This is a genomic window from Nonomuraea jiangxiensis (assembly GCF_900099965.1).
GTDB classification, from domain to species: domain Bacteria; phylum Actinomycetota; class Actinomycetes; order Streptosporangiales; family Streptosporangiaceae; genus Nonomuraea; species Nonomuraea jiangxiensis.
Genome location: NZ_FNDJ01000017.1, coordinates 193,156 through 208,538, shown reverse-complemented (window position 1 = coordinate 208,538; position 15,383 = coordinate 193,156). Strand labels below are relative to the sequence as shown.

13 protein-coding genes are annotated in these 15,383 nt (G+C 72.4%); 5 read left to right on the top strand and 8 right to left on the bottom strand.

From position 1 onward, the window contains the following. Positions 1 to 24: 24 nt before the first annotated feature. Together BLS95_RS33935 and BLS95_RS33930 are read left to right on the top strand one after the other, a co-directional pair. Positions 25 to 1,863: an ABC transporter ATP-binding protein gene (locus tag BLS95_RS33935; protein WP_090940947.1), complete on the top strand. Its 1,839-nt coding sequence runs from the start codon at positions 25 to 27 to the stop codon at positions 1,861 to 1,863. 235 nt (positions 1,864 to 2,098) lie between these two features. Then, positions 2,099 to 2,674 (top strand): TetR/AcrR family transcriptional regulator, encoded by a 576-nt coding sequence (locus BLS95_RS33930; protein ID WP_090940945.1) that lies wholly within the window; start codon positions 2,099 to 2,101, stop codon positions 2,672 to 2,674. 151 nt (positions 2,675 to 2,825) lie between these two features. Here BLS95_RS33930 and BLS95_RS33925 read toward each other — a convergent pair whose 3' ends face one another. Together BLS95_RS33925 and BLS95_RS33920 are read right to left on the bottom strand one after the other, a co-directional pair. Then, the gene (locus BLS95_RS33925; protein WP_245765451.1) at positions 2,826 to 4,247 is read right to left on the bottom strand and encodes an RNB domain-containing ribonuclease; all 1,422 of its coding nucleotides are present in this window, start codon (positions 4,245 to 4,247) and stop codon (positions 2,826 to 2,828) included. A 26-nt stretch (positions 4,248 to 4,273) separates the two neighbouring features. Then, positions 4,274 to 4,597, bottom strand: coding sequence for an STAS domain-containing protein (locus BLS95_RS33920; RefSeq protein WP_176993526.1), 324 nt, complete (start codon positions 4,595 to 4,597; stop codon positions 4,274 to 4,276). A gap of 518 nt (positions 4,598 to 5,115) precedes the next feature. On the opposite strand from BLS95_RS33920, the gene BLS95_RS33915 reads away from it, so the two are divergent. After that, on the top strand, positions 5,116 to 5,883 hold the full coding sequence (locus tag BLS95_RS33915) for a hypothetical protein (protein ID WP_143043970.1): 768 nt from the start codon (positions 5,116 to 5,118) through the stop codon (positions 5,881 to 5,883). A 39-nt stretch (positions 5,884 to 5,922) separates the two neighbouring features. Here BLS95_RS33915 and BLS95_RS33910 read toward each other — a convergent pair whose 3' ends face one another. Then, positions 5,923 to 6,444, bottom strand: coding sequence for a siderophore-interacting protein (locus BLS95_RS33910; protein ID WP_176993525.1), 522 nt, complete (start codon positions 6,442 to 6,444; stop codon positions 5,923 to 5,925). Further along, positions 6,438 to 6,566, bottom strand: a complete 129-nt coding sequence (locus tag BLS95_RS59185) for a hypothetical protein (RefSeq protein ID WP_281250058.1) — start codon at positions 6,564 to 6,566, stop codon at positions 6,438 to 6,440. Before BLS95_RS59185 ends, BLS95_RS33910 begins: the two co-directional genes overlap by 7 nt. 483 nt (positions 6,567 to 7,049) lie before the next feature. On the opposite strand from BLS95_RS59185, the gene BLS95_RS33905 reads away from it, so the two are divergent. Together BLS95_RS33905 and BLS95_RS33900 are read left to right on the top strand one after the other, a co-directional pair. Next, positions 7,050 to 8,486: a pectate lyase family protein gene (locus BLS95_RS33905; RefSeq protein ID WP_090940934.1), complete on the top strand. Its 1,437-nt coding sequence runs from the start codon at positions 7,050 to 7,052 to the stop codon at positions 8,484 to 8,486. 296 nt (positions 8,487 to 8,782) lie between these two features. Next, complete coding sequence (locus BLS95_RS33900) at positions 8,783 to 10,864, top strand: alpha-galactosidase (RefSeq protein WP_090940931.1); 2,082 nt, start codon at positions 8,783 to 8,785, stop codon at positions 10,862 to 10,864. A gap of 63 nt (positions 10,865 to 10,927) precedes the next feature. Here BLS95_RS33900 and BLS95_RS33895 read toward each other — a convergent pair whose 3' ends face one another. From BLS95_RS33895 to BLS95_RS33880, 4 genes are read right to left on the bottom strand one after another with little or no spacing between them, the layout of a single operon-like run. Then, entirely contained in the window at positions 10,928 to 11,548 is a 621-nt protein-coding gene (locus tag BLS95_RS33895; protein WP_143043969.1) for a hypothetical protein, read from the bottom strand. Further along, positions 11,535 to 13,097, bottom strand: coding sequence for a substrate-binding domain-containing protein (locus BLS95_RS33890; protein WP_090940925.1), 1,563 nt, complete (start codon positions 13,095 to 13,097; stop codon positions 11,535 to 11,537). The genes BLS95_RS33895 and BLS95_RS33890 overlap by 14 nt, the downstream gene beginning before the upstream one ends. Next, positions 13,094 to 14,236, bottom strand: coding sequence for a toxic anion resistance protein (locus tag BLS95_RS33885; protein ID WP_090940922.1), 1,143 nt, complete (start codon positions 14,234 to 14,236; stop codon positions 13,094 to 13,096). The genes BLS95_RS33890 and BLS95_RS33885 overlap by 4 nt, the downstream gene beginning before the upstream one ends. 33 nt (positions 14,237 to 14,269) lie before the next feature. Beyond that, positions 14,270 to 15,352: a hypothetical protein gene (locus BLS95_RS33880; RefSeq protein WP_090940919.1), complete on the bottom strand. Its 1,083-nt coding sequence runs from the start codon at positions 15,350 to 15,352 to the stop codon at positions 14,270 to 14,272. Positions 15,353 to 15,383 lie beyond the last annotated feature (31 nt).

The window sequence follows — 15,383 nt, the reverse complement described above, 5'->3', positions numbered from 1 at the left end:
GGGTGGCTGCCGCCGGCGTCGCCGTTGCTGTTGTTGCTGCTGCTGCCGTGGGGGGTGGTGGTGGTAAGTCAGCCACTTGAGAGCCGGCGGCCCAGCCGCCGGCTCTCCCTGAACGTCCCCGGGCCGGAACTCGCGCCGACGGTGACGCTCCGCCGTACCTTCCGCGAGTTCTGGCCGGACACCCGCGGGCTGCGGATGCTGTTCGTGGCCGGGGTGATCTTCGCCGTCCTGGCCGCGCTCTGCGAGGTCGCCGCGATCCGCCTGTTCGGCCACATCACCGACCAGGTGCTGGCGACCAAGAACCTGGAGCAGTTCTGGGTTCCCGCGTTCAGCTGGCTCGGGCTCGCGGCGGTCGCCGGGCTGGCCTCCTTCGCCGGCGCGTACGTCACCGCGCTCGGCGGCGAACGCTTCCTGCTGGTCCTGCGCGACCGCGTGTTCGCGCACCTGCAGACGCTGGCGCCGGACTTCTCGGAGAAGCGGCGGCTGGGCGACCTGATGGCCCGTCTCACCGACGACATCCAGGCCATCGAGGAGCTCGTCGGCTCCGGCCTGGTCAAGGCCATCACCACCGCCGCCAGCGTGGTGTTCTTCGCCGGGGCGGCCTTCTTCATCCGCTGGGACCTCGCGCTCATCACGATGGCGCTGGTCCCGGCGTTCCTGGTGGTCTCCAAGCTGTTCGCGGGCCGGTTCAGGACGGCCGCGGCGCGCGAGCGCGCCAGCAACGGGGCCATGAACAGCGTCCTGGAGGAGGGCCTGGCCAACCAGCCGCTCGTGCAGGCCTACAACCGGCAGGGAGCCGAGTCGCGGCGCCTGCACCGGGAGGGCCGCGGGTGGCTGCGCGCCAACATGGCCCAGGCCTGGCTGTCGGGCCTGTACGGCCCCGCCGTCCAGGTCATCGAGACCGTCTGCCTGATCATCATCCTCGGCGTCGGCGCGTGGGAGATCGCCGCCGGCCGGTTGACGCTCGGCGGCCTGCTGGCCTTCGCGGCCTACCTGGCGCTGCTGTACCCCGCCGTTCAGGGACTGGGCGAGCTGGCCCTGGTCGCGTCCGAGGCGGGCGCGGGCTCCGACCGGGTCATCGAGATCCTGCGGTCCAAGCCCGTCGTCACCGACGCGCCCGGCGCGGTCTCCGCGGGCACGAGCAGCGGCCGGATACGGTTCGACGGCGTCGGCTTCACCTATCCGGGGCGGTCACGGGCGGTGCTGCAGGACCTGTCGTTCACCGCCGAGCCCGGCGAGGTCGTCGTGTTCACCGGAGCAAGCGGCGCCGGCAAGTCGACCCTGGCCAAGCTGCTGCTGCGCTTCTACGACCCGGACGCCGGGCGCATCCTGCTGGACGACGTCGACCTGCGGGACCTGACCCGCGAGTCGCTGCGCGAGAACGTCACGATCCTGCACCAGGAGACGCTGCTGTTCTCCGGGTCCGTACGCGACAACATCGCCTACGGCCGCCCGGACGCCACGCTCGACGAGATCGTCAGGGCGGCGGAGGCGGCCGGGGTGCACGGCTTCGCCACGCAGCTGCCCCAGGGATACGACACGCCGGTGGGGCAGCGCGGCCGGCTGCTGTCCGGCGGGCAGCGGCAGCGCCTCGCGATCGCCAGGGCCATCCTGCGCGACGCGCCGGTGCTGGTGCTCGACGAGCCCATGACGGGGCTGGACGAGATCACCGCCCGGCAGATCATGGGGCCGTTGCGGCGGCTCATGGCCGGGCGTACGACGCTGCTGATCACGCACGACCTGCGGCACGTGCCGGAGGGGGCGCGCACGATCGTGCTGGAGCAGCCCACCAGGACCGACCGCGTACGGCTCAAGCGCTGCGGGGTGCACGCGCGCCCGCCCCGCCTGTCCACGCCGCCCTGACCGCCAGGGGCGACGCGGCCGGACCTCCCGGGCGCCGCGTGGCGCCCCGCCATGACCGGCCCCCTCCAGGGGCCGCGTACCGTCCGCCCGGACTGGGACGGCGGGCGCGGCCGGCACCCGCCCTCACCGGGGCGGGTGCCGCTGTTTAGGGGTGTATGTCATGACATGTTCTCGATAGAATCGGAGAGTTCTCTCCGCTTGGCGCCGGTGCAGTCAGGTAAGGCAGGTGCATGTCATGGGGGATGACCACACCTCGGCCCGGCCGTTGCGCGCCGACGCCCGGCGCAACCGCGAGCGGGTCCTGCGGATCGCCCAGGAGGCCCTGGCCGCCGACGGGCTGACCATCTCCTTCGACGAGATCGCCCGGCGGGCGGGGTTCGGGGTGGGCACGGTCTACCGGCACTTCCCGACCAAGGAGGCGCTGTTCGAGGCGGTGCTGCTGGGGCGGATCGAGCGGTTCGTGGCCGACGCCCGCGCCAAGGCCACCGCTGAGGACGCGGGCGAGGCGTTCTTCGGCTGGTTCGCCGGAGTGGTCGAGCAGGCCTCGGCCAACCAGGCGCTCTGCGACATGCTGGACAGCGGCTCCGGGATGGGGTTCCGGCCGGCCTCGACCCTGGAGGCCGACTTCGTCCAGGCCCTCGGCCGGCTGCTGGCCAGGGCGCAGCGGGCCGGCGCGGTGCGCCGCGATCTCGGCCCGCAGGACGTGCACGACCTGCTGCGGGGCTGCCTGACGGCCGAACGGCGGGCGCGTGCCAGGGGTGCGGGCGGCCGGATGGCGAAGGTGGTCTGCGACGGGATGCGGCCCCGGTGACGCCCCCGGCACGGGGGGCGGCGGCCGGGCTGATCGGGCGTGGGGTGGCGGGCCTGGCGGGAGGGGCGGGCGAGGCTGGGGGCCTGGTGAGCGAGGGTGCGGGGGTGGTCAGGCGAGGCTGGGCGCCTGTTGGGCGAGGGTGCGGGGGTGGTCAGGCGAGGGCGAAGCGGACCTCGCGGGTGGCCGGGTCGGCCTGCGTCAGGCGTACGGTGACCTGCTCCCCGAGGGGGAGGTCGCCGTCGCAGCGGGCGATCACGGCCGGGTCGGAGAGCTGCACCTGCCCGCCGCCGCGGTGCTCGTCCACGTCGATCACGACGGCCTTGAACGCCTGCCCGATCCGGTCCCGCAGCAGGAACGCCTCCACCAGATCCACCGCCGCCCGTTCCACCGCCCTCTCGCGCCGCCCGGTCACGGACATGATGTCCGGCAGGCCCGCCAGCCCGGCCCGCACGTCGGAGGGGACCGGCTCGCCGGCCGCGATCGCCAGGCACACCTCCGTCGCGTAGCGGTCGACCAGCCGCCGCAGCGGCGCGGTGACGTGCGTGTACGGGGCCGCCACCGCGGAGTGCTCGGCCAGCCGGGGCGGCGCACCGTCGAAGGCCACGTATCCGGCGCCGCGCAGCAGCACCTTCGACTCGTGCAGGAACGCCGCCTGCTGCGGGTTCTTCGCGTCCAGATCGTGCACCACCGAGCCGTAACCGGCCCCGTCGGGCCACGGCACGTCCAGCGCCGCCGCCACCCTGCGCACCTTCGCCAGGGCGTCGGCATGCGGCCGGGGCAGCACCCGCAGGACCCCGATCTCGGCGTCGAGCATCATCGCGGCCGCGGCCATGCCGGTCAGCAGCGAGATCTGCGCGTTCCACGCCTCGGCGGGCAGCGGCAGCCGGAACTCCAGCCGGTAGGCGCCGTCGCCGGCGGGCACCACCTCCTGCTCCGGCGTGGGCAGGGTGACGCCGCCGCGCTCGCGTTCGAGGGCCAGTCGCAGCTCGCCGATCTCGGCCAGCAGGCCCAGGACGCCGTCGGCGGTGCCGGTGTCGACGGCCGCCTGCACGTAGGCGTAGTCGAGGCGCTCGCGGCTGCGTACGAGGCCGCGCTGCACGTCGGCGCCGACCGTGCGGCCGTCGGCGTCGAGGTCGACGCGCCACACCGCGGCGGGCCGCAACGCGCCGGGCAGCAGGCTGGCCGCGTCCTCCGACAGCACCCTGGGGTGCAGCGGGACCTTGCCGGCCGGCAGATAGACGGTCGCGCCCCTGGCGTGGGCCTCGGTGTCGATCACGCCGCCGGGGCGGACGAACGCGCCGACGTCGGCGACGGCGTACCAGACGCGGTAGCCGGCGCGCAGCCGCTCCAGGTGCACGGCCTGGTCGAGGTCCATCGAGCCGGGCGGGTCGATGGTCACGAACGGCACGTCCGTCAGGTCCCTGGCGTCGAGCTTGGGCACCAGCGCCACCCACGCGGCCTCGTCGAGCACCGGGCGGGGGAAGTCACCGGGGAGCTGGAACTCCCGCCTGATCCGGGCGAACCCGTCTTCGAGCTTGAGGGGTATCTCATCGGGAACCTGAATCCTGGGCACGCCTGACAACTTACAGGCGCCCGCAATCAGGTGAGGTGGCGGTCCAGGCCGGTGATCCGCAGCAGCAGCCGCATGCGCGGCGGCACGCCCGAGATCCGCAGCGGGGTGCTCTGGCGCAGGGCGTGGTTCCGCACGGAGACCAGGGCGCCGAGGCCGGCAGCGTCGATGAAGGACAGCCGGCTCACCTCGATGACCAGCGTGGTCGGCGTGCGGCGGGCGCGTCCGTCCTCCTGCAACAGGGCAAGCAGGTGGCCGCGGAGCAGCTCGGTGGTGGCGATGTCGAGCTCTCCGGCCACCCGGACGGTCGTGGTCCCGTCATGGTGGGTGGTGGTCAGGTGCAGTGGGTCCATTCCTGCTCCGCGCTGAGGCAGGGGCCGGGCATGTTGCCGACGATGCGAACCGGCCCTTGCTGTGGGCACCAGAAGTCGGGCTCGGGGACTTTGAGCGCCTGTGTACATCTGGAAATGAAGTTTACCCGCCCGCGGGATCGTGACCGAGGGTGAGCGAGCTGTTCGGTAGACAGGAGGATTACTCCGGAAAACATTTCCGAATTGCAGTTGGGAAAAAGCACACCCGTAGTTGGAAATGCGTGTCTCGCGAGCTACGGGCCGGTCGGGGGCGGGGTGGCTTTGCCGTCGACGGGGGCCGGAGCGCGTCGGTGTGTTCCGCGTTCGATGGGAGCCGGGCGGGTTCACGGTATCGGCGGTCCGGGCCGTCCGAAAGGGGCGTCGGGAGGGTGCGCCGGGCCGGGGACTTTCGGTGGGTGGCGGTTGGCTACGGCCTTTTTACGGAAATATGCGGATTCGCAGGGGGAGATCACACTACGCTGCTACCGCCTGTCAGGAACGAAAGGGAGAAGCAGCGCATCGTGTGGATCGCAGTCGTAGTCGCAGTGCTGGCCGCCGCCGTCGCCGGCGCGGCGATCTGGTGGCTCCGCCGGGGCCGGGCCACGGCGGAGGCGGGGCCGGGGCGGGAGACCGGTCCGGGCCCGGAGGCTGAGGACCGGCAGGGCTGGGAGCTCGGGCTCACGCCCGAGGTGGGGGCCGCGTTCATGGAGGGCCTGCGGGCCTGGTCCCGCGCCGGGGAGGCGCTGCCGGCCGGCGCGGAGCGGGGGGTGCTCACGACGTACGACCCGCCGCGGCTGATCTCGCTCCACCTGCTCGCGGACGCCTTCGCGGCCCGGGGCGACGCCGCGCTGCACGATCCCGAGGGCACGGTCGCGGCGGTGGTGGAACGCCTGGCCGGAAGCGAGCGGCCCGGCGTGCTGCACCTGCGCGGGGACTGGCTGGACGGCGAGGTGGACGGCCTGGACAGGGCGCGCTTCGCCGCCGCCGTACGCGAGGCCCTGTACGCCGAGGGCGACTGGGCGGGCGACGAGGCCGTGGGAGCGATGCACGTCACCGTCACCGGCGCGCGCCCTGCGACCGAGGCCGCCACGCTGATGCTGGACCTGGCCCGGGTGCTCGACCGCTACCGCGAGGCCCGCGCCGCCAGCCCGGACGCCGCAGCGGAGGCGCTGCTGCGCGAGGTCGCGCCGGCCCTGGTCACGGCCGGCGGCCCGGGCCTGACCTGGACAAAACCCCCCACGGAGGAGGAACTGCAGGCGGTGCTCACGGGCTCGCTCCAGCCGCGCTGACCGGCTGCCGGGGCAGGCGGGACAGGCGCCCACAGGGGGTCAGGCGGACAAGGGGCCCACAGCGGGGTCAGGCGTTCTGCTCCGAGCGGCCCTGCCGCCAGTAGCCATGAAGGCCACTGCGCGGCGGTTAATGCCGCGCTCGGCCACCAGGAACCGGCGCAGGGCCCTGATCACGGACGCCTCCCCGGTCGGCCACGCATACAGCGGGCCGGGCTCGGGCGCGTCCTCCTTCGGCACCTCCCATAGCTCCGCGACGTCCACGTCCACCTCGTCGAACGCCTCGGGCACGGGCAGCGGCGGCAGCAGGCGTCCGGCGGCGGCCCGAACGGCGGGCACCAGCAGGCTGCCAGCGGTGGCCCGGGCGGCGGGCGCAAGCAGGCTGCCGCGTGCCGCGCCGTTCCTGGCCGGCCAGGCGACCTCGACCGGGCCGCGCCCGTCCACCGGCAGGACGTCGTCCGCGCCGGGCACCTCCATCAGCGCGTGCCCTGCCAGGTCGGCCGGGAGGCGTTGGAGGACGGCGCGGGTCGCGGGCACGGCGGTCTTGTCGCCCGCGATCAGCACCCGGCGCTGGTCCCGGCGGGCGGGCGGAACTCCAAGCCGCCGTGCCCGTCGAGGTAGCAGGCGTCGGCCAGCATCAGCGTCACCGCTGCGCCGACGCCGACGTCGACACGAGCCTCCGACACGGGCCTCCGACATCGGCCCCGACGCCGACGCCGACGCCGACGCCAGCTATCGGCGCCCGGCCGGACGGACTTGATCCGAGCCGAGAGCTGCCCGGCGAGGGGCGGTGTGTGCAGACCTTGCAGGGGCCAGGCGCCGGTGCCTCAGACCGTCGCACCGACCAACAGTGCCGCTGGAAAGCCCACCACATCGACCGTGGCGGCCGCAGTTTGGGCGGTGGAGGGTGGTCGGCCGTGGATTGTTGCTCTGGGTTGCCGGGTGGATGCGATATTTCGGATATGTGCAGGTCGGCGGGGGATTGCACGGTGGGAAATCTGGGTCGTGATGAAAGTTTCACGGTTGATTGACAGCGGGAAAGCGCTTACCTATGTTGGCGCTGTTCGCTCACACGTATGGCGATCACATATGTGAACGAGTGCTCGCTGGGGGGACACCACGTCGCAGGCCCGCACAGGGCCCGCCTGGGCCAGCAAGGAGCTTGAATCGTGCGACTCAGAATCAACGGCAGAACGGCTGCGGTCATCGCGGGCGTCATCGCCCTGTCGGCCACGGCGGTGGCCGGCGTCTCGGCGGCCCAGGCCGCCGCACCGGCGCCGGGCAACTACTCCGTGGTCAACAACGGCAGCGGCCTGTGCCTGACTGTACCGGGATCCAGCTCGTCCGACGGCGTCCAGCTCACGCAGACCGGCTGCGGCGGCGCCGCGCAGACCTGGACCCTGGCCGCCAGTGGCGGCGGCTACACGCTCAGGGCGACCCACAGCGGCAAGTGCGCCGGGGTGCGGGACGCGAGCACCTCCGCGGGCAAGGCCGTACAGCAGGAGAGCTGCACCGGCGCGTCGTCGCAGAACTGGACGCTGCCCGAGTCGGGCGCCACCGTCCGGATCGTCAACGCCAACGGCGGCAAGTGCCTCAACACCCAGGACAACGCGACCTCGTCGGGCGCCCTGGTGCAGCAGAACTCCTGTGACTCGGTGGCCACCAAGCAGTGGCGGCTCGTCCCCGCCGGCGGCGGCCCCGACCCGACCCCGACCGTGACGCCCACCGTCACGCCGCCTCCTGGCGGCAACCCCACCGGCCTGGTCGGCTGGGCCACGCAGGGCGGCGGCACCACCGGCGGCGGCAACGCCTCCCCGGTGACCGTCAACAGCGCCTCCGCGCTGACCAGCGCCCTGTCGGCGAGCGGCGCCTCGGTGATCCGGGTGTCGGGCAACATCTCCTGCTCCGGCATGCTCCGCGTGGGCTCCAACAAGACCGTGCTGGGCAACTCGGGCGCGACCATCACCGGCTGCGGGTTCAACATCTCCGAGGCCTCCAACGTGATCGTCCGCAACCTCACGTTCCGCAACTGGAACGACGACGCCATCAACGTCCAGTATTCGACCCGGGTGTTCATCGACCACAACACCTTCAGCAACGGCAATGACGGCGCCGTGGACGTCAAGCGGGCCAGCGACTACGTCACCATCTCCTGGAACAGGGTCTACGACCACGACAAGACCATGCTGCTCGGCCACGACGACGGCAACGGCAGCGAGGACCGCGGTCACCTGCGGGTGACGTACCACCACAACTGGTTCGACGGCACCAACCAGCGGCACCCGCGCGTGCGGTTCGGCAACCCGGTGCACGTCTTCAACAACTTCTACGGCGGCGTCTCCGGCTACGGCGTGGCCTCCACGGAAGGCGCGGGCGTGCTGGTCGAGGGCAACTACTTCGAGAACACCGAGGACCCGTTCCACCTCGGCGAGGCCGACTCCGGCCCCGGCACCCTCGTCGCGCGCAGCAACCACTTCGTCAACTCCGGCACCGGCCAGACCGGCGGCAGCGTCGCCTCCATCCCCTACTCCTACCAGCTCGACACCGCCTCCAGCGTCAAGTCCATCGTGACCGCGGGCGCGGGCGCGGGACGGATCTCCGTCTGATCGACGACCCGACGAGGCCGCGGGGCTGATCCCGTGGCTCCCGACCGGCCCCTCCGGCTGCCGCCGGAGGGGCCTTGTCGTGCGGTGGGGCGGAACCGGGGGTCCCGCCGACGGGCGGTGGCGAGGATGAGAGGGAACTGGCGCGGCAGGCGTCCACCACCGGGGCAGCGGGTGCGGCGGCATGGCACGCTCGTGTCACGGCGGGAACCGGTCCCTCGGGGCCGGGAGGAAGTCCACGCCGAGCAGAGCCATGACAAAGGCGCAGGTCCGTGCCTGCGCGAGTAAGGAGCGCCTTCTTGTCCCCCCTTATCCTCTCCGCCGCGGGCGTCGCCCTGGTGCTCGACCGTTCCGGACCCGGACTGCCCCGGATCCGTCACTTCGGCCGCGACCTCGGTCCCGCCGACGTGACGGAGCTGATGCCCGTGCTGGAGTCCGTGGTCGCGGTGCCGCGGCTGGTGCCGGCGCAGGCCGACGCCTGGTACGGCAGGCCGGGCCTGTCGGGCAGCCGGGCGGGCGAGCACTGGCCGGTAAGATGGAACCTGGAGGACCTCGTCGTGAAGGCGACGCCCGGTTCCGGCGGCACGGTCACCGTCACCTGCTCCGACCGGGAGGCGGGGCTGGAGCTGGTCAGCGAGATCGCCATGGACGTGCGGGGCCTGGTGACGATGCGGCACACGCTGCTCAACGTCGCCGCGACCCTCTACCGGCTGGCCGGGCTGACGTGCGCGATCCCGGTGCCGGCGCGGGCCCGGGAGTTGCTGGACTTCACCGGCCGCTGGTCGCTGGAGAAGGTGCCGCAGCGCAGGGTGTTCGAGCACGGCGTGTGGTCCAGGGAGAACCGGCGTGGCCGCACCGGGCACGACGGCACCGGACTGCTGGTGGCGGGCACCGAGGGGTTCGGCTTCCGCACCGGCGAGGTGTGGGCGGTGCACACAGCGTGGAGCGGCGACCACCTCCACTACGCCGAGCGGCTGCACGAGGGCACGGCGCTGCTGGCCGGCGGCGAGCTGCTCGAATCGGGCGAGATCACCCTGGAGCAGGGGGAGAGCTACCGGACGCCGCTGGTGTACTTCACCTGGTCGGGCGGCGGGCTCGACGAGGCGAGCGGCCGGCTGCACGACCATCTGCGCGAGACCCGCCCGCTGCCGGTACGGCCCGTCACGCTGAACAACTGGGAGGCCACCTACTTCGACCACAGCCTCGACCGGCTGCTCGCCCTGGCCGACAGGGCGGCGACGGCCGGGATCGAGCGGTTCGTGCTGGACGACGGCTGGTTCCGGCACCGCCGCGACGACCGGGCCGGGCTCGGCGACTGGTACGTCGACGAGGACGTGTGGCCGCGGGGCCTGCACCCGCTGGCCGACAGGGTGCGCGAGCTGGGCATGCAGTTCGGTCTGTGGTTCGAGCCGGAGATGGTCAACCCGGACTCCGACCTGGCCCGCGAGCACCCCTTCTGGATCCTCGGCGTGCCCGGACGCCTGCCGCCGCCGCAGCGCCACCAGCAGGTGCTCGACCTGGCCCGGCCCGAGGCGTACGACTATGTGCTGGGCCGGCTGGACGCGCTGGTCACCGAATACGCGCTGGACTACATCAAGTGGGACCACAACCGCGACATCGCCGAGCCCGTACACGCCGGTGTGCCCGGTGTGCACGCGCAGACCCTGGCCACCTACCGGCTGCTGGACGAGCTGCACCGCCGTCACCCCCGGCTGGAGATCGAGTCGTGCTCGTCGGGTGGCGCGCGCATCGACTTCGGCGTGCTGGCCCGCACCGAGCGGGTGTGGACCTCCGACGCCAACGACGCCCTCGACCGGCAATCGATCCAGCGCTGGACCGGGCTGCTGGTGCCGCCGGAGCGGATGGGCAGCCACGTCGGCGCGCCGCACGACCACATCACCGGACGGTCGCTGCCGCTGGCCTTCCGCGCCGCGACCGCGATGTTCGGGCACATGGGCGTGGAGTGGGACCTGACCACGGCGAGCGAGGCCGAGCTGACGGAGCTGGCCGGCTGGATCGCGCTGCACAAGCGGTTCAGGCCGCTGCTGCACACGGGCCGGGTGGTGCGCGCCGACCACCCCGACCCGACGGCGCTGCTGCACGGGGTGGTGCTGCCCGAGCGCGCGCTCTACGCGTTCGCGCAGCTCACCACCCGGGTCGACTCGGGTCCGGCGCCGCTGCGGCTGCCCGGCCTGGACCCGGCGGCCGACTACGTGGTGCGGCGGGTGGGCCCGCTGCCCCCGAACGCCGCGGTGCCGGGCTGGGCCGACGAGCCGATCCGGTTGCCCGGCGCGGCACTGGCCGAGCTGGGCCTGCCGGGCCCGGCGCTGCGGCCCGCGTCCGTGGTGCTGATCGAGGTCGAACGGGTCCAGCGGGTCTGACACCGGCCGGCCGGTCTGAGACGGCCAGGCGGCGGCCTCAGACCGGCCAGGCGGTCGCGCCGGCTAGTCGAGATCCAGCTCGGAGCCGCCGAACCGGTCGCGCAGGAACCGTCCCTGATCGCGTAGCTCCTGCTCGTCGCCCCGGTGGACGGCCTCGGCCACCTTGCGGAGCTGGGAGTCGAGCAGCGCGAGCTGGGCGAGCAGCTCTTCGTGCGCGCTGCGCTCGCGCCCCTTGCCGCGGGTGAGGGCGTAGCCGCGCGGCAGGTTCGCGTACGCCTCCAGGCTGGCGGGCAGGTACTGGCGGATCGTCTGCGACACCACGTGGAGCTGGTCGGGGGAGGAGGTGAGCTGCTCGGCCCGGTCGAGCACGCCCCTGAGGACCTCGGCCAGCGTGTCCACGGCCGCGTGCACGTCGCCGGGGAACCGCCCGGCGACGCGCCGCAGCAGCGTGTCCAGGTCGGCGCGCAGCGCCTGGGTCTCGACCTCGGCGTGGGAGATCGTCAGGCGGACGTGGTCGCGCGGGGCGAGCAGCGCGCCCACCCCGTACAGGGCGACCACGACCAGCGGCCAGAACGTGCCCGCCAGCCCCAGGAAGTGGGCCAGCAGGCCGAGCAGCGCCAGACAGCACCCGACGATGTTCTTCGTCGAGCCCAGGTAGCGCAGCACCCGCTCACTGATAGCCACGGATCTCCTTGAACGCGCTGCTCAACGACGTGGACCGGGCGTCGAACAGGGCGCCGCCGGTCAGCTCGGCGACCTGGCGCATCTCCTCGACGTCGCTCTCGCCGAACAGCACCACGAACGCCGGCGCCCGCCGGTCCTGCGGCAGCGCCCGGTAGTAGGACTCGAAGGCGGCGTAGTCGGAGCCGTCGGTGTTCTCGCCGTCGGTCATGAGGACGACCGAGGTGTAGTGGCCGGGCGTGGGCGGCAGGTCGTAGGCGGCGCGCAGGCTGTCGTAGATCGCGGTGCCGCCGGCCGCGTCGAGCCCTTGCGCGAACCGCTTGATGTCGGCCAGCACGGACGCCGGGTCGCGCTCGGGCACGGTGAACGGGATGGGCCGCCCCGGCGTGTCGTTGAACGGGAACATGGTGACCGTCTCGCGGTTGCTGAAGCGGGTGAACGCGCCGGAGGCGGAGGTGTCGGCGCCGGTCAGCGCGGTCAGGGCCTGGCGCAGCCCCGCGATGCGGTCGCCCGTCATCGAGCCGGAGGTGTCCAGGACGAACCTGGCCTCCGCCGGCACCCGCACCCGGTTGAGGTAGGTGGAGATCAGCTCGTCCGCGGTGCTGCGCCGGTTGGGGAAGGGCAGCTCGATCAGCTGGTGATCGCCGAAGCGGGAATCGGGGGTGATCCCGGGCACGATCGGCCGCCGGTGGGTGCCGGTCATGATGTCCTTCTGCACGGCGGGGGTGCGCAGCCAGGCGGCGAGCTTGTCGTACAGGGACTTCTTGGCGTCAGGGGCGGAGGCGAGCAGCGTGAGCGGGTAGTCGGCGCTGACCACGCCGTCGCCCGGGTAGACCAGCGTGAGCGGGTCGCGCATGCCGAGCAGGACCGACTCGTAGTTCACCATGCCGTCCACCCGCTGGTCCCGGGCGTAGGCGTCGGCCAGCCAGCCCGACGAGCCAGCCGTCAGCCGCTGCGCCGAGAAGAAGTCCTTCAGCCGCGGCGTCACCGACTCCACCTGCTCGGCGGTGAGCGCGCCGGCCGCGTCCGCCAGCGCCGCGGCCACGCCCACCAGCGCGGAGAAGCCGGAGTTGGAGGAGGCGGGGTTCGTCATGCCGAAGCTGAAGCGCCCGTCCTTGGCGGCCTGCGCGATGTCGGCCCAGGTGACCTGCTTGCCGTCCCAGCCGAGCTCGCTCGCCTTGGCGGGCTTCAGCCCCAGCACCACGGGCGAGACCATGATCTTGGTCTGGGTGGCCAGCCGGCTCGCGGCGCCGTCGATCAGGGACAGGTAGCGGTTGGAGGAGAACCAGGTCGCGTCCACGTTGCCGTCGGCGCGGCCCCCGGCGACCTGCTCGGCGCCGTCGAGCGTGCCGGTGTAGGTGAGGCGCACCTTGACGCCGGCCTCCGCCTCCGCGCGGCGCAGCAGCGGCTCGAGGTCCTTGATCTCGCTGCCCGCCAGCACCCGCAGCACGTCGGGGCCGTCGGCGGGTTGCCCGCCGGGGTCGCCGCCGGAGCCGCAGCCGGCCAGCAGCAGGACGGGCACCAGCAAGGCCGCCGCGAGTGATCGCCTCATGGGGAGCTCTCCTGGGCCCGCTCCAGGTACGTCCGCGCGTGTCCCAGCTCCGCCGACAGGCTGTCCACGGTGACCGCCATGTTCTCCACGGCCTTGGCACGGAAGGAGTCGATCAGATCCATCGTGGCGTAGACGTTGTCGAACGCCTTGCGCAGCGTGTCCAGGTCCACGGTGGTGGCCGCCGCCTGGTTCTGGATCGCTCCCGCCTGCGTGCGCAGCATCTCGCTGGTGGCCAGGATCAGGTCGCCGGTGGTGGCGTTCAGCGCGGTGATCTGGTCGAGCACCAGCTTCTGGTTCGCCAGCGCCTGCGCCACCGTCACCGCCGTACGCAGTGCCGCCACCGTGGTCGTGGTGGCGCGGTCCACACCCTTGCTGAGCTCCAGGTTGTTCTTGCGGACCAGGTCCAGCGCCAGGTAGCCCTGGGCCGACACGGCGAGCTGGGTGAGCAGGTCCTGGTGGCGCTGGCGCACGGTGAACAGGGCGTCGGAGCGCAGCGCCGTGGCCCGCTGCTCGTCGGCCTCGGCGATCCGGTCCTCCAGGGCGGCGTCCATGGCCTGGGCCATGACCGCGTACTCCTGCAGCCGGATCATCGTCTCCCACAGGCGGGCCTTCTCGCCCTCGATCGCGGCGTTGTCGCGCAGCAACTCGTCCTGGCCGGACTTCAGGGCGCGGATGATGTCGTCGATGTGCTTCTGCGCGGAGTGGTATTTGGCGAAGTAGTCGCGCAGCCGGTCGCCGAACGGGATGAGGCCCAGCAGCTTGCGGGTGCCGCTCGCGGCCTGCTTCGGATCCAGGTCCACGATCGTACGGCGCAGCGCGACGAGCTCGTTCGCGACCTTGGCCTGGGCGTCGGAGCCCTCACCCCGGGCCGCGTCCAGCGCGGCGACCGGCCGTTTGAGCATGCGGTTGGCGACCTGGGACGCGGACCTGATCTCGGTGTCGCCCATCGACGCGATGTCGTGCACCTTGCGGGAGAAGTCCGGGGAACGCGGGTCGAGCCCGCTCAGCTCGCGGGCGAAGTCGCGCGCCTTGGTGTTCAGCTCGGCGGCGCGCTCGTCGGCGATCGGCAACATGGTGGCCGCCGTCTCGACCGGGACCGGGGTCACCGGCTCGGGCGGCGTGAGCACCAGATCGGACACGTGCGGGTTCTCCTTGTCAAAGGGCGGGGCGGATCAGGGACGGGCGGAGTCGATCGTGGTGATGAGCCGGTCGAGCCGCTCGTAGGTGGGCGGCTCGACCACGTCCACCAACCCGCTCGCCGCCGGCGCCTTGGTCTTGGCGACCAGGTCGTCGAACGCCTTGGGGTCGGTGGTACGGAACCCGTACGCGGCGGCCAGGGCCTGCAGCTCCGGGTCCTTCGTGAGCAACTCGCCGACCCGGTTGCCGGGCTCCGCCAGCGGGACCAGGGTGTGCTTGCTGAGCACCGTCGGCGAGGGGTAGACCAGCCGCATGTCAGGCTTGATCGCGCCGTCGCCGGCGAAGACGTGCGCCAGATACTGCGCCTCGTAGACGACCAGCATCGGCGTCTTGCCCGCGCCGAGCGCCAGGTAGTCGTCGAACGACGCCTCGCTGCTGGACTCGGCGAAGCCCTGGTCGAGCACGGCCGGCGCGAGCACCGGGGCGATCTTGGAGATCTGCGCGTCGGAGGTCGGCACGTCGTCGCCGTTGGCGACGTAGCCGATGGCCGACAGATACATGGCGGCGGAGTTCGAGGTACGGATGTCGGTGGTGGTGAGCAACACCCGCTTGCGAGCCGGATACTCCGAATTACCCGGAATTTGGTCCCATCGAGTGCCTTTAGACACTATGTCGAGATATTTCTTTATATCCAGAATTTGGTAGCCTTTGCCGGAGTCGCGTAGCAGACCTGCCTTGACCAGCAGGCCCGCGATCGGCTCGAAGGTGGCCACCGCCATCGGCGAGTAGAACGGCGAGTACGTGGTCGTGGCCCCCCGGTCGTTCTTGATCTGCTCGGCGGCGGGAACGCTGGAGGGGAAGGCGAAGGCGTACCGGCTCAGGTCCACATCGGTGACGATCTGCCGCGATCCGGCGGTGTCCACCTCGACCCGCAGCCCTTGCCTGGCGAATGCCGCCTTGACGCGCGGATCGTCGAAGAACGGCTTCTTCTCCGAGCCGATGACCCCCCTCACCACGGTCGCCTGCGGCTGGTCGGGTTCCCGGTTCCCCAGGACGATCGCCGCCACCGCCACCGCGGCGAGAATCACGGCCAGAATGATGCCGACCCGCCGCTTCATCGCACTCCGTTTCGCGAAATAACCCCCATGA